Source organism: Actinoplanes lobatus (genome assembly GCF_014205215.1).
Taxonomy (GTDB): domain Bacteria; phylum Actinomycetota; class Actinomycetes; order Mycobacteriales; family Micromonosporaceae; genus Actinoplanes; species Actinoplanes lobatus.
Genome location: NZ_JACHNC010000001.1, coordinates 2,700,401 through 2,714,745 on the forward strand (window position 1 = coordinate 2,700,401; position 14,345 = coordinate 2,714,745).

Genomic DNA, 14,345 nt, shown 5'->3' on the forward strand with positions numbered 1-14,345 from the left:
CGGCACGTCGTTCCCTCGTTCGGGTTCGGATGCATCGGTGTGTAATCGTCGGTTCGTGGCCATTCGCACCCAAGCACGCTGGGCCGCCCGCCGGGGCCGGGCCGTGCTGCGCAGCGCCATCCTCACGTTCGTGGTCCTCACCCTCACCCTGTGGCTGATGCCCGGGGTGGCCGGCACCGACGTGGTCGACACCCTCGGGCTCGTGGTGCTGGTCGCGGCCGTCGGCGCGGTGCTGCGGCCCCTGCTGCTGCTCGGCATCACGGCGCTCGGCGGCTGGGCGGCCATGCTGCTCGGCGTGGTGGCCCAGGTCGTCGTGATGGTGGTGGCGCTGCGGTTCGACCCGGGCAGCCGGGTCAGCGGGCTGCCCAGCCTGGTGTTCGCCGCGATCCTGGCCGTCATCGTGGCCGCCCTGCTCGACTGGATGGTCGACAGCGGCAGCGACGACACCTTCGTCCGCGAGGCCCGCCGCCTGATGCGCGGGGTCCGCCGCCGCGCCGCCGGCCGCCTCATCGCCCTCCGCCGCCCGCCCGCCGGCACCGAGCCCGGCCTGCTCATGGTGCAGCTGGACGGGGTCGCCGAACCGGTCCTGCGTTGGGCGATCCGGGCCGGCAACCTGCCCGTCCTGGGCACCTGGCTGCGCACCGGCAGCCACACGGCACGCAGCTGGCACACCGGCCTCCCGTCGACCACCCCCGCCTCACAGGCCGGCATCCTGCACGGCGCCACCCGGCAGATCCCCGGCTTCCGCTGGTACGAGAAGGACACCGGCCGGCTGATGGTCTCCAACCGGCCCCGGGACGCCGCGATCATCGAGGCCCGGCTCAGCGACGGCCGCGGCCTGCTGCGCGACGGCGGGGTCAGCATCGGCAACGCGTTCAGCGGCGACGCCGTCACCAACCTGCTGACGGTCAGCCACGCGGCGCTGCCCGGCCGCTCGGCCCGGGGCTGGGCGGCGTTCATGGCCTCCCCGTACGGCTTCACCCGCGCCCTCGTCCTCGGGGTGGCCGAGGTCTTCACCGAGCTGCACCAGGCCCGCCTCCAGCGCCGCCGCAACCTGCAGCCCCGGGTCAGCCGGTCCGGCGCCTTCCTGGCCCTGCGCCCGGCCTCGATGCTGCTGCGCGACGTGAACGTTTCGCTGGTCGCCGAGCAGATGGCCCGCGGCGTCCCGGCGATCTACTGCGACCTGGTCGACTACGACGAGGTGGCGCACCACGCCGGCCCGGCCCGCCCGGAGTCGATGCGCCAGCTGGAGAACCTGGACCGGATGCTCGGCGTGCTGGAACGCCTCGCCCCGGAGGCGGCCCGCCGCTACCACCTCGTGGTGCTCTCCGACCACGGCCAGAGCCAGGGCCCCACCTTCCGGCAGCGGTTCGGCGAGAGCCTCGACGAGGTGGTCCAGCAGTTGGCCGCGGACGCGCTGGTGGTGTCCTCCGGCAACCTGTCGATGATCTACCTGACCCGGTTCCCGCGCCGGGTCGGGCGGGCCGCGATCGAGCACGACCACCCGCAACTGATCACCGGGCTGACCGCCCACCCGGGGATCGGGCTCGTGGTGGTGCAGGACGAGGACGGGCCGGTGGCGTACGGGCCGGGCGGCATCCACCGGCTGCTCGACGGGGCGGTCACCGGGACCGACCCGCTCCTGCCGTACGGGCCGCACACCCGCGCCGACCTGCTACGCCACCAGAGCGCCGCGCACGTCGGCGACCTCGTGGTGATCAGCTCGGTGGATCCGGGGACGCTGGAGGTGTCCGCCTTCGAGGAACTGGTCGGCTCGCACGGCGGGCTCGGCGGCTGGCAGACCGACGCCATGCTGGTCCACCCCGCCGACTGGCCGGTCACCCACGAGCTGAACGGCCCCGACGCGGTGCACCGGCAACTGCTCGACTGGCTGGTCATGCTGGGCTTGCGCCAACCGGACCAGGCCACCCTGGAGCGGTCCGCGCCGATACCCGCGACCGGCCCGCAGTCGGAGGCGATCGCGCGACTTTCCCCCATCCGGGAGGGTTAGGCCCATGTGCGACTGCTCGTTCTGACCCTCCTGCTCGTCCTTTCCGTCGCGGCCCCGGCCCGGGCCGTCGAATCCGCCGCCCGCTCCGCGCCCACCTTCAACGGGACCGTGTACGCCATCGCCTACCTGGGCGGCACGGTGTACGTCGGCGGAGGGTTCACCAAGGCCCGGTGGGGCGGGCGCAGCTATCCACGGCAGCGGCTGGCGGCGTTCGACGGGCGTACCGGGGCGCTGCTGGACTGGGCGCCCCCGGCGGACGGCACGGTTCGCGCGCTGGCCGCCACCCGCGGCGCCGTCTACGCGGCCGGCGGCTTCCACCGGGTCGGCGGCGCGAGACGAGACTCGATCGCCCGGATCGACCCGGCCACCGGAACCGTCACCTCGTTCCGGCACGACATCGCCGGCACCCCGTACGCCCTCGCGATCGGCGCCGGCCGCCTCTACCTGGGCGGCAGCTTCACCGCCATCAGCGGGCACGCACTGCGCAACCTGGCCGCGTTCTCGCTGGCCACCGGACGGGTCGACACCGGCTGGCGGTCCGGCGCCGACGACCGCGTGCGCACCCTCGCCGTTTCCGGCGGCCAGGTCTTCCTGGGCGGCGCCTTCCGCGAGGTCAACGACGACCACCGATCGGTACGCCTGGCGGCCGTCGACAGGGTCACCGGCGTCCTCGACCGCTACTTCCGGCCCAGCGTCGCCGCCGAGGTCAACGCGATCACGGTGAACCGCACCGGCGTGTACGCGGCCACCGGCGGACAGGGCGGCCGTGCCGTCGCGTACACCCTCGACGGCACGACCCGCTGGCAGCGTGTCTTCGACGGCGACGCCACCGCGATCACCACGGTCGGCGAGATGGCGTACGTCGGCGGCCATTTCGACCGGGTCTGCCTCACCACCCGCAACGGACCGCAGGGCGCCTGCCTGGACGGCTCGGCGCCACGCGTCAAACTGGCCGCGGTCACCGGCGACGGCCGCCTCACCGAGTGGAACCCGCGGGCCAACGGCGTCGCCGGGGTCCGTGTCCTGGCCACCGACCCGATCGGCGTCCTCGACGCGGGCGGCGATTTCACCACGATCGGCGGCCTGGACCGGCCCCGCTTCGCCCGCTTCTAGTCCACCCGGGTCCGGCTGCGGCCCAGCCGCTGGGCGATCGCCCAGTAGCGGGCCGGGGCGATCCGGGTCAGCAGGTCGCCGGCCTTCGCCTCCCGGGTGATCACCAACCGCGGGTTCCGGTTCTGCACGGCCGCCACGATCAGCCGGGCCGCCTCCTCCGGCGGCAGGGTCAGCGCCGCCGCGGCGAACCGGCGGCCCTCCGCGGTCTCCTCGCTGTCCGGGTCGACTCCGCTGAGCCGGGCGCTCGTCGCGATGTTGGTGCGGACCCCGCCCGGGTGCACCACCGTCACCCCGATACCGCGGGGCGCCAGCTCGTGCCGCAGCGCCTCGGTGAAACCGCGGACGGCGTACTTGCTCGTCGCGTACGCCACCTGGCCCGGCGGCGCGAACAGCCCGAACAGACTCGACATGTTGACCAGGTGCGCGCCCGGCCGGGACAGCAGCTGCGGCAGGAACGCCTTGGTCATCCGGATCACCGCGTGCAGGTTGATCTCCAGCAGCCAGTCGATGTCGGCGGTGTGGTTCTCCTCGAACGTCCCGATCAGCGTCACCCCGGCGTTGTTGATCAACAGATCGGCCGGGCCCTGGCGCGACGAGATCTCCGCGGCCAGGTCCAGGCGGTCGCCACCATCACTCAGATCGACGGGGTACGCCGTGACGCCCGCCGCCCCCAGCTCCCGGGCCAGCCCGGCCACCCGCTCCAGTCCCTCGACGTCCCGGTCCACCAGGGCCAGTTCGGCGCGCCGCTTCGCCAGGTCGAGCGCGAGCGCCGCCCCGATCCCGCCGGCCGCCCCGGTGATCACGCAGGTACGCCCCGCGAACGCGAACCGCTGCACTGTCCAGACTCCCTTCGTTGACTGACAACCGGTGCCTAACGACCGCACAGGATCCGCATAGCCCGGCTCGGCAATCTTCACCCCGTCAGTAGAGAAACCGGACCGAGGAGCGCCGATGACTCAGCACGATCCGTCCGCCCGAGGGCCGGTACCGCGGTATTCCGCCCAGGCCCGGACCTCGCACGGCGAGTGGGCGAACCGGCCCTCCGAGGTGCCCGATCCGCAGTCGGTCCCGGCCGACTGGTCGCCGTCCGGGATGACCCACGCCGGTACGCCCGGCGCCGGATACGCCGACTACCCGGTGCACCCCGCCGCCTCCGGCAGTGCGCACGCCGCTTCCGGTGGCGCGCACGCCTCCTGGGAGCACGCCGCCGACCAGGCCGCGGCACCCGGCTGGACCGGCTACGGCCCGGAGGCCGACCCGGCCGCCGGGTGGAACGGCAACACCGGCGCCTGGACCGGTGACGGCCGGACGGCCGCCTGGAACGGCGGCCCGATACCGGACCGGGTCCCTGCCGAGTGGAGTACGCCGGAGCCGCCCACCGCCGCCTGGAACGCCGTCCCCGAGCCGCATCCTCCGGCCTGGAACAACGCGGAGCCGCCGGCGCCCACCTGGAACGCCGCTGCCGAAGCCGCTCCCGCATGGGGTGCCGTGGTACCCCGGCCGCATGCCGACCCGCCCGCGCACCGGCACCCGACCGCCACCCCGGCTGTCTGGGAAACCACTGCCGCGCCGACCGTGCACGACGCGCCCGCGCCGAGATCGGCTTCTGGTGCCCGTACCCCGAAGAAGTCGAAGTTGATCTTTGCTGGTGCCCTGATCGCCGCCGCGCTGGCCGGTGGTGGCGCCGGCGCGGGCATCATGGCCGCGGTCGGCGGCGACAGCGCCGCCACCGCCCCGGCCGGCCAGCCGCCGAACGGGCAGGCCCCCGGCCAGGCGCCGCCGGACGGCCAGGCGCCGACCGCACAGCCGACGAAGGCGAGCTGACGACCCTCTGGGGGATGGAAGCGAGGGCGGTTCCCGCTGTGGGCGGCGGGAACCGCCCTCGTGTCACGCCTGGCTCTGGCTCTCCTCGAGCGCGAGCTGAGCGGTTCGGGCCCGGCGCCTGCGGACGTGCCGCACGTGCAGCGTCACGTAGATCGCCAGAGCCGCCCCGAGCACGCCGATGATCGACCACCGGTACTCGTGGGCCCGCCCCATGATGTGCACCAGATTGGCGCCGAGCAGGTACGCGACCGTGCACCACCACCCGACCCAGAGCGCCGCCCCGATCGCGTTGTAGAGCAGGAACGTCTTCCACGGCATCCGGGTGATCCCGGCGATCACACCGTTGAGCTGCCGCAGCCCGTCGATGAACCGGGCCACCACGATGATCCGGTTACCGCGCTTGGCGAAGAACTGCTCCGCCTTCTCCAGCCGCGCCGGTGTCACGAAGATGTACTTCCCCCACCGGTGCACGATCTTGCGGCCGCCGCGCAGCCCGATCCAGTACCCGATGTTGTCGCCGGCCACCGCCGTCACGAACGAGATCAGCGCGACGAGGAAGATGTTCATCCGCCCCGCACCGGCGTAGATCGACCCGGCGACCATGATGGTCTGACCCGGCGCGGGCACGCCGAAGCTCTCCACCACGATGACGCCGCCGATCGCCAGATAACCCCAGCTGTCCAGGATCGGGGCCACGTTGTGCAGGAACCCGGGGAGGTCGGCAGTAGGTGGCATCCGCTAAACGGTAGCGGCAGCCGGGAGTAGTAACCGCACAGGACTGGTGCAGGACGGGGGCACCGGCCTCAGCCGGCACCCCCGATCGTGGCGAACCGGGTCAGATCGCATCCGGCGCGAGCTGGCCGCGCAGCTTGGTCAGCGCCTTGGTCAGCAGTCGGGAGACGTGCATCTGGGAGATGCCGATCTGGTCGGCGATCTGGGATTGGGTGAGGTTGCCGTAGAAGCGCAGGGTGAGGATTTTCTGTTCGCGTTCGTCGAGGGTGGCGAGGGCGGGTCCGAGGGCGACGCGGGTTTCGGCGATTTCGTATTCGTGGTCTTCGCCGCCGAGGGTGTCGCCGAGTTCGGTGGTGCCGTCGGCGCCGATGGGGGTGGAGAGGCTGGTGGCGTTGTAGGCGCGGGCGCCTTCGAGGCCTTCGAGGACGTCGTCTTCGCTGATGCCGAGGTGGGTGGCGATGTCGGGGACGGTGGGGGATCGGCCGAGGGTGTGGGTGAGGGTGGCGTTGGCTTCGGTGATGGCGAGGCGGAGTTCCTGGAGGCGGCGGGGGACGCGGACGGACCAGGTGCGGTCGCGGAAGTGGCGTTTGATTTCGCCGATGATGGTGGGGATGGCGTAGCCGGCGAAGTCGACGCCGCGGTCGGGGTCGAATTTGTCGACGGCTTTGATGAGGCCGACGGTGGCGGTCTGGATGAGGTCGTCGGTGGGTTCGCCGCGGCCGGAGTAGCGGTGGGCGAGGTGCCGGGCGAGCGGCAGCCAGGCCTCGATCGCCCGGTCCCGCAGTGAAGCCCGGGACGGGTGTCCCACCGGCATCGCGGCCATCGCGGCGAGCAACTCGGCAGCGCTGTCGACCGGAGCCGTGGCGCCGGCCGTGGTCGACGGTGACACCGCCGTCGAGGTGTCGGTGACGGTCATGTCGTGGTCCTCCCTGGCGCCTCTCCACCAGTGCCGTCCCTGTTCGGGACCTGCGTCGGCAGGGCATCCATATCTATGGGCAGCGTTCGCCGCCCAGGCACACTTGGCCGTTCGGTTACGAGGACTCTATACGACAGGTTGATGGAACACTAGCCGAAAGTATGAGGCTGTTAACGTGACAAAACGGTCTTAAACCCCACGCACATCAAGATTTTCGTTCCATGCCCCTCCGAACAGCGATCACACTGATCCGCACGGGCCTCCGTAAAACCCCCTCGAGTGGGCAAGATAGGCACATGACGTCGCTGCCCGCCCCGGTCCCGCACCCGGCGGCGACCGAGCAACGCCGCTGGACCCTCTCCAGCGTCCAGGACCTACGGCGACTGCGAGCCGAGTTGCGCGAGGCGGTCACCGGCACCCTGATCGACGACGACGGCCTCGACCGCATCGCGGTGGTCGCCACCGAACTGGCCACCAACGCCCTCCGCCACGGCCGCCCACCCACGGTTATCCGCCTCCTGGAGGAGCCCGGCCACCTCATCCTCGACGTGGCCGACCACGACCTCACCGGCGAACCCCTCTTCGACCAGTCCCGCCCCATCGGCTCCGGCGGCCTGGGCCTGCACCTGGCCCGCACCTTCGCCACCGACCTCGGCTGGTACCGAACCCCCACCACCAAACACGTCTGGGCCGTCTTCACCACCTGACGCGGCCCGGTCCCACTCACCTCACCGTGCGGCTGCGGCCCGGTCCCACTCACCCACCGTGCGGCTGAAGCCGCCTCCCCACCCGGGCGCCGACCCTCCGACCTCGATCCAGGCGACTCTCTCGCCCTCCCTTTTCTTGTACGCCCTGAGCACCCCAACCGCACAAACCCACCCGCCCCACCCCCGCGCGCAGGCCGTGCCCGCTTCCACACGTCCGCGCGTCACGCCTGCTTCCACGCGGTCGCGCGTCACGCCTGCTTCCACGCGGTCGCGCGTCACGCCTGCTTCCACGCGGTCGCGCGTCACGCCTGCTTCCACGCGGTCGCGCGCCGTGACCGCTTCTGTGCCCGCGCCGTCTCCCTCCGGCCGCGCGTCGTGGCCCATCTCGTCCGGCTGGTCGTGGGGTGCGACGGGCGCCGGGCGGTGGGAGGTGGCTTGGAAAGGGGGCTGAACTGCGCGAATGCTGCTGGGCGCCATTTCTGTTGGTGGTGGGATCGGTGAGAGGGATGTTCATTGCGTACCGGGGGGCTTCGCAAGGTCGTAGAAACTCTTTCGGCTCGCCGGCACCAGGGGCCACGGGAGTGCGATCACGTGTGGGGGCCGATTTGGCGTTGCTGGAGGGAGCGGGTAATGTTCTCCGAGCCGGCAGGGAAACGGGCGAGGCAAGCGGAGAGATCCGCTAGACCGGCCGTCCTGCCAAACCCCAAGGATCTAGCGCACGAGCGATCGTGTAAGCTTCCGCGGGACTTGAGCGAATTCCTAGCTCACCGAAATCGGGAATACCCCGGATTTGGCGAGACGGAATAGCTCGGGTAAAGTAGAGCGAGTGCCCCGGAGAACGGGCCGCGGAATGCGGAACGGTTTGATGGTGTGCGGTTGTTCTTTGAGAACTCAACAGGGTGCTTGATAAGCCAGTGCCAATTATGGCAATACCCCGGCTCATCGTTTAGGCGATGGGTGGGAGATTCCTTTGGCAACTTTTATGTTGCCGGGACGATTGTTCAACAGATTTTGTTGGAGAGTTTGATCCTGGCTCAGGACGAACGCTGGCGGCGTGCTTAACACATGCAAGTCGAGCGGAAAGGCCCTTCGGGGTACTCGAGCGGCGAACGGGTGAGTAACACGTGAGTAACCTGCCCTGGACTTTGGGATAACCCTCGGAAACGGGGGCTAATACCGAATACGACACAGCTTCGCATGAAGTCTGTGTGGAAAGTTTTTCGGTCTGGGATGGACTCGCGGCCTATCAGCTTGTTGGTGGGGTAATGGCCTACCAAGGCGACGACGGGTAGCCGGCCTGAGAGGGCGACCGGCCACACTGGGACTGAGACACGGCCCAGACTCCTACGGGAGGCAGCAGTGGGGAATATTGCACAATGGGCGGAAGCCTGATGCAGCGACGCCGCGTGAGGGATGACGGCCTTCGGGTTGTAAACCTCTTTCAGCAGGGACGAAGCGCAAGTGACGGTACCTGCAGAAGAAGCGCCGGCCAACTACGTGCCAGCAGCCGCGGTAAGACGTAGGGCGCGAGCGTTGTCCGGATTTATTGGGCGTAAAGAGCTCGTAGGCGGCTTGTCGCGTCGAATGTGAAATCTCAGGGCTCAACTCTGACATTGCATTCGATACGGGCAGGCTAGAGTTCGGTAGGGGAGACTGGAATTCCTGGTGTAGCGGTGAAATGCGCAGATATCAGGAGGAACACCGGTGGCGAAGGCGGGTCTCTGGGCCGATACTGACGCTGAGGAGCGAAAGCGTGGGGAGCGAACAGGATTAGATACCCTGGTAGTCCACGCTGTAAACGTTGGGCGCTAGGTGTGGGGACCCTCTCCGGGTTTCTGCGCCGCAGCTAACGCATTAAGCGCCCCGCCTGGGGAGTACGGCCGCAAGGCTAAAACTCAAAGGAATTGACGGGGGCCCGCACAAGCGGCGGAGCATGCGGATTAATTCGATGCAACGCGAAGAACCTTACCTGGGTTTGACATGCACGGAAATCCTCCAGAGATGGGGGGTCCTTCGGGGTCGTGCACAGGTGGTGCATGGCTGTCGTCAGCTCGTGTCGTGAGATGTTGGGTTAAGTCCCGCAACGAGCGCAACCCTCGTTCGATGTTGCCAGCGCGTAATGGCGGGGACTCATCGAAGACTGCCGGGGTCAACTCGGAGGAAGGTGGGGATGACGTCAAGTCATCATGCCCCTTATGTCCAGGGCTTCACGCATGCTACAATGGCCGGTACAAAGGGCTGCGAGACCGTGAGGTTGAGCGAATCCCAAAAAGCCGGTCTCAGTTCGGATCGGGGTCTGCAACTCGACCCCGTGAAGTCGGAGTCGCTAGTAATCGCAGATCAGCAACGCTGCGGTGAATACGTTCCCGGGCCTTGTACACACCGCCCGTCACGTCACGAAAGTCGGCAACACCCGAAGCCGGTGGCCTAACCCGTAAGGGAGGGAGCCGTCGAAGGTGGGGCTGGCGATTGGGACGAAGTCGTAACAAGGTAGCCGTACCGGAAGGTGCGGCTGGATCACCTCCTTTCTAAGGAGCATTCTTCCGCTGAAAGGCGGACAGAAATCCTGCATCAGCCGAATGTGCTGGTGAGGAGCTCACAGGCGGAGACACTGGCTAGTCAGAACCGGCAACGGTCGGCCTTTGTTAGTACAGCTGCTTCGGTGGCGTGGAACGCGGGTCGGTGCGGCTGGATTCTGGCGACAAAGAAAGCACCCTGTTGGGTATCTGAAAGAACAACCCGCGTAGGCCGGCTGAGTGCCGGTGCCCGTGAGGGTGGTTGTTTTTCAATGCCAGGCATGACCTGGCCTCCCATACCGCTCAGTTTCTGAGGTTTGGTGGGACGGCCTTGAAGGTTGTGGGTTGGTCGTTGGTTGAGAATTGCACAGTGGACGCGAGCATCTTGTTTTCTGTGGTTAAGTTGTCAAGGGCGAACGGTGGATGCCTTGGCACCAGGAGCCGATGAAGGACGTAGGAGGCCGCGATAGGCCTGGGGGAGCTGCCAACCTAGCTGTGATCCCAGGATGTCCGAATGGGGAAACCTGGCACGAGTCATGTCGTGTCATCCATGCCTGAATTCATAGGGCGTGTGAGGGGAACGCGGGGAAGTGAAACATCTCAGTACCCGTAGGAAGAGAAAACAACCGTGATTCCGTGAGTAGTGGCGAGCGAAAGCGGATGTAGCCTAAACCTTGCGTGTGTGATAGCTGTCAGGCGTTGCACGTGAGGGGTTGTGGGACCCACTTGATTGTTCTGACAGACAGTCGAAGAGTTACAAAGTCTTATGCTAGTCGAACGACGTGGGAAAGTCGGCCGTAGACGGTGAGAGCCCGGTAGACGAAAGTGTATGACCTCTTTGTGGTGTTCCCGAGTAGCAGCGGACTCCTAGAATCTGCTGTGAATCTGCCAGGACCACCTGGTAAGGCTGAATACTTCCTGGTGACCGATAGCGGACAAGTACCGTGAGGGAATGGTGAAAAGTACCCCGGGAGGGGAGTGAAATAGTACCTGAAACCGTTCGCCTACAATCCGTCAGAGCCTTTCGGGGTGATGGCGTGCCTTTTGAAGAATGAGCCTGCGAGTTAGTGGCATGTGGCGAGGTTAACCCGTGTGGGGAAGCCGTAGCGAAAGCGAGTCTTAATAGGGCGTTTTTAGTCGCATGCTCTAGACCCGAAGCGGAGTGATCTAGCCATGGGCAGGTTGAAGCGTGGGTAAGACCGCGTGGAGGACCGAACCCACCAACGTTGAAAAGTTGGGGGATGACCTGTGGTTAGGGGTGAAAGGCCAATCAAACTCCGTGATAGCTGGTTCTCCCCGAAATGCATTTAGGTGCAGCGTCGCGTGTTTCTTGCCGGAGGTAGAGCACTGGATGGTCTAGGGGGCCCACAAGCTTACTGAAATCAGCCAAACTCCGAATGCCGGTAAGTGAGAGCGCGGCAGTGAGACTGCGGGGGATAAGCTTCGTAGTCGAGAGGGAAACAGCCCAGATCGCCAGCTAAGGCCCCTAAGCGTGTGCTAAGTGGAAAAGGATGTGGGATCGCATGGACAACCAGGAGGTTGGCTTAGAAGCAGCCACCCTTTAAAGAGTGCGTAATAGCTCACTGGTCAAGTGGTTCCGCGCCGACAATGTAGCGGGGCTCAAGCACACCGCCGAAGCTGTGGCATTGACACTTTGCTCGGTCATGGTTTTCGGATCATGATCCAGGCGTGTTGATGGGTAGGGGAGCGTCGTGTTGCGGGTGAAGCGGCGGAGTGATCCAGCCGTGGACGCTACACGAGTGAGAATGCAGGCATGAGTAGCGAATGAAGGGTGAGAACCCCTTCCGCCGGATGACCAAGGGTTCCAGGGCCAGGCTAATCCGCCCTGGGTGAGTCGGGGCCTAAGGCGAGGCCGAGAGGCGTAGTCGATGGATAACGGGTTGATATTCCCGTACCCGCAAAAGAGCGCCCAAGACGAACCTCACTGTACTAACTACTTGAAGTGCCGGCGGTCTTCGGACCAAAAAGCATGGAGACTAGGAACTTGGTGGGTAGTAGTTTAGCGATGGGGTGACGCAGGAAGGTAGATGATCCCGGCCGGTGGTTGTGCCGGGGTAAGCGTGTAGGACGTACCGTAGGCAAATCCGCGGTGCATATAGTCTGAGACGTGATGCCGAGCCGTTCTGGTGAAGTCATTGATCCTATGCTGCCGAGAAAAGCCTCTAGCGATGTTCTGAGCGGCCCGTACCCCAAACCGACACAGGTGGTCAGGTAGAGAATACCGAGGCGACGGGTGAACTGTGGTTAAGGAACTCGGCAAATTGCCCCCGTAACTTAGGGAGAAGGGGGGCCGGACGCGTGAAGCCCCTTGCGGGTGGAGCGTGGTATGGCCGCAGAGAGCAGGGGGAAGCGACTGTTTACTAAAAACACAGGTCCATGCCAAGTCGTAAGACGATGTATATGGACTGACGCCTGCCCGGTGCTGGAACGTTAAGGGGACCTGTTAGCTCTTCGGGGCGAAGCGGAGAACTTAAGCGCCAGTAAACGGCGGTGGTAACTATAACCATCCTAAGGTAGCGAAATTCCTTGTCGGGTAAGTTCCGACCTGCACGAATGGCGTAACGACTTCCCCACTGTCTCAACCACAGGCCCGGCGAAATTGCAGTACGAGTAAAGATGCTCGTTACGCGCGGCAGGACGGAAAGACCCCGGGACCTTTACTATAGCTTGACATTGGTATCTGAATTTAATTGTGTAGGATAGGTGGGAGACTGTGAAGCTCGGACGCCAGTTCGGGTGGAGTCATTGTTGAAATACCACTCTGTTGGGTTTGGGTATCTAACTTGCGGCCCTGATCGGGTCGAGGGACAGTGTCTGGTGGGTAGTTTAACTGGGGCGGTTGCCTCCTAAAGGGTAACGGAGGCGCCCAAAGGTTCCCTCAGCCTGGTTGGCAATCAGGTGTTGAGTGTAAGTGCACAAGGGAGCTTGACTGTGAGACTGACGGGTCGAGCAGGGACGAAAGTCGGGACTAGTGATCCGGCACTTGCGTGTGGAAGCGGTGTCGCTCAACGGATAAAAGGTACCCCGGGGATAACAGGCTGATCTTCCCCAAGAGTCCATATCGACGGGATGGTTTGGCACCTCGATGTCGGCTCGTCGCATCCTGGGGCTGTAGCAGGTCCCAAGGGTTGGGCTGTTCGCCCATTAAAGCGGTACGCGAGCTGGGTTTAGAACGTCGTGAGACAGTTCGGTCCCTATCCGCCGTGCGCGTTGGATACTTGAGAAGGGCTGTCCCTAGTACGAGAGGACCGGGACGGACGAACCTCTGGTGTGCCAGTTGTTCCGCCAGGAGCATGGCTGGTTGGCTACGTTCGGAAGGGATAACCGCTGAAAGCATCTAAGCGGGAAGCCTGCTTCGAGATGAGGTATCCCACCACCTTTGAGTGGGTAAGGCTCCCAGCTAGACTACTGGGTTGATAGGCCGGAGATGTAAGCACGGTAACGTGTTGAGTTGACCGGTACTAATAGGCCGAGGGCTTAACCACCCTAAATTTTATGCTTAGCGTCCACTGTGTGATTCACAGCAAACGAACAACCACCCCGGGAGAAGTCTTGGGTTGCTGGTTTGTTCCACGCTGATGGCTGTTTCGGTGGTCATAGCGGAGGGGAAACGCCCGGTTACATTCCGAACCCGGTAGCTAAGCCCTCCAGCGCCGATGGTACTGCACTCGGGAGGGTGTGGGAGAGTAGGACGCCGCCGGACTCAACGTGATAGAAAGGCCCACCCCATGCGGGGTGGGCCTTTCTTTTTGCCCTGATCCGGAACCCGTTATCGTTCCGTTACCGAACTTCGCGAACCAAGACCGCCGGCCCGGCATCGCACCTTATGAATACGGGAGCTACGGGATTCGGGGAGAGCGCGATGCGACGGACGCTGGCGGTACTGACGGGGATCGTGGGACTGGCCCTGCTGGCCGGGTGCGGTCCTGCTGTCCAGGCCTCGGAGGGCGTTCGGCCGCCGGCCGCGGTGGTCTCCTCGTCGGAGAAGCCGGAGACGAAGCCGCAGGAGAAGGCCGCCGTGACGGTGCCGGCGGCGAAGACCGAGAAGTTCACCGGCGACGGGCTCGCTGAGGAGGCCGCGGCCGCTGAGACGGGTGTCACGACGCCGCTCCGGAGTGGGCCGGAGGCTGCCGGGTCTACCGGGAACGGCGGCCGTGCCGCAGTGCCGGCGGACCGGGATCCCGATGTCTCGATCATTGGGGACGGCGGGCACATCTACTGGTAAGGCCGTCGAGCAGGCGGAACAGCCACCTTCGGAACGGTCGCTGCCGCCGGGGATCTTGTCGTCACGGGGGCGATCAGGAGATCCGGCGGCAGCGGCGTAGCCGGGGGCGGTCCATCTGCTTCTGTCAGTGCTCCGGGCGTACCGGAAAAGGGGGGTTGGAAAGCCGGTATGCTGGCGGGCAGGCCGTGACTGGCGCGTTCGGATGGTTGACCATCGGGGAGCGGCCTCGTCGAGATGACGACTTGCCGTGCGCCTGGGCCTCTTCGCTTCGTGATAGGGA

General features: G+C 66.0%; 8 protein-coding genes, 3 rRNA genes and 1 riboswitch. Of the genes, 8 read left to right on the forward strand and 3 right to left on the reverse strand.

What is annotated here, in order from left to right:
- The first annotated feature begins 55 nt into the window (after nucleotides 1-55).
- Nucleotides 56-2,011 carry an alkaline phosphatase family protein gene (locus tag BJ964_RS12480; protein ID WP_229806911.1) on the forward strand — a complete coding sequence of 652 codons (1,956 nt, stop codon included), beginning with the start codon at nucleotides 56-58 and terminating at the stop codon, nucleotides 2,009-2,011.
- 6 nt (nucleotides 2,012-2,017) lie between these two features.
- Nucleotides 2,018-3,124 carry an NHL repeat-containing protein gene (locus BJ964_RS12485; protein ID WP_188120824.1) on the forward strand — a complete coding sequence of 369 codons (1,107 nt, stop codon included), beginning with the start codon at nucleotides 2,018-2,020 and terminating at the stop codon, nucleotides 3,122-3,124.
- Here the strand turns inward: BJ964_RS12485 and BJ964_RS12490 are convergent.
- Nucleotides 3,121-3,960 carry an SDR family NAD(P)-dependent oxidoreductase gene (locus BJ964_RS12490; RefSeq protein ID WP_188120825.1) on the reverse strand — a complete coding sequence of 280 codons (840 nt, stop codon included), beginning with the start codon at nucleotides 3,958-3,960 and terminating at the stop codon, nucleotides 3,121-3,123. The genes BJ964_RS12485 and BJ964_RS12490 overlap by 4 nt on opposite strands.
- Before the next feature lie 115 nt (nucleotides 3,961-4,075).
- On the opposite strand from BJ964_RS12490, the gene BJ964_RS12495 reads away from it, so the two are divergent.
- Nucleotides 4,076-4,948 carry a hypothetical protein gene (locus BJ964_RS12495; RefSeq protein ID WP_188120826.1) on the forward strand — a complete coding sequence of 291 codons (873 nt, stop codon included), beginning with the start codon at nucleotides 4,076-4,078 and terminating at the stop codon, nucleotides 4,946-4,948.
- Nucleotides 4,949-5,011: 63 nt separating this feature from the next.
- On the opposite strand, the gene BJ964_RS12500 is transcribed toward BJ964_RS12495, so the two are convergent.
- Nucleotides 5,012-5,683, reverse strand: coding sequence for a DedA family protein (locus BJ964_RS12500; protein ID WP_188120827.1), 672 nt, complete (start codon nucleotides 5,681-5,683; stop codon nucleotides 5,012-5,014).
- Nucleotides 5,684-5,783: 100 nt separating this feature from the next.
- Nucleotides 5,784-6,596: an RNA polymerase sigma factor SigF gene (locus tag BJ964_RS12505; protein WP_188120828.1), complete on the reverse strand. Its 813-nt coding sequence runs from the start codon at nucleotides 6,594-6,596 to the stop codon at nucleotides 5,784-5,786.
- Between the two features lie 296 nt (nucleotides 6,597-6,892).
- Between BJ964_RS12505 and BJ964_RS12510 the strand changes: the two genes are divergently transcribed.
- The 5 genes from BJ964_RS12510 (at nucleotide 6,893) to BJ964_RS12530 (ending at nucleotide 14,065) form a co-directional block, all read left to right on the forward strand.
- On the forward strand, nucleotides 6,893-7,303 hold the full coding sequence (locus BJ964_RS12510; protein WP_188120829.1) for an ATP-binding protein: 411 nt from the start codon (nucleotides 6,893-6,895) through the stop codon (nucleotides 7,301-7,303).
- A 1,011-nt stretch (nucleotides 7,304-8,314) separates the two neighbouring features.
- Nucleotides 8,315-9,831: ribosomal RNA gene (locus BJ964_RS12515) — 16S ribosomal RNA — on the forward strand.
- Between the two features lie 384 nt (nucleotides 9,832-10,215).
- Nucleotides 10,216-13,325 (forward strand): 23S ribosomal RNA (locus BJ964_RS12520).
- 101 nt (nucleotides 13,326-13,426) lie between these two features.
- Nucleotides 13,427-13,543: ribosomal RNA gene (gene rrf, locus BJ964_RS12525) — 5S ribosomal RNA — on the forward strand.
- Together the 16S, 23S and 5S rRNA genes form the textbook arrangement of a ribosomal RNA operon.
- Nucleotides 13,544-13,702: 159 nt before the next feature.
- On the forward strand, nucleotides 13,703-14,065 hold the full coding sequence (locus BJ964_RS12530) for a hypothetical protein (RefSeq protein WP_188120830.1): 363 nt from the start codon (nucleotides 13,703-13,705) through the stop codon (nucleotides 14,063-14,065).
- Nucleotides 14,066-14,240: 175 nt separating this feature from the next.
- Nucleotides 14,241-14,331, forward strand: a riboswitch (ZMP/ZTP riboswitch).
- Nucleotides 14,332-14,345: the final 14 nt, after the last annotated feature.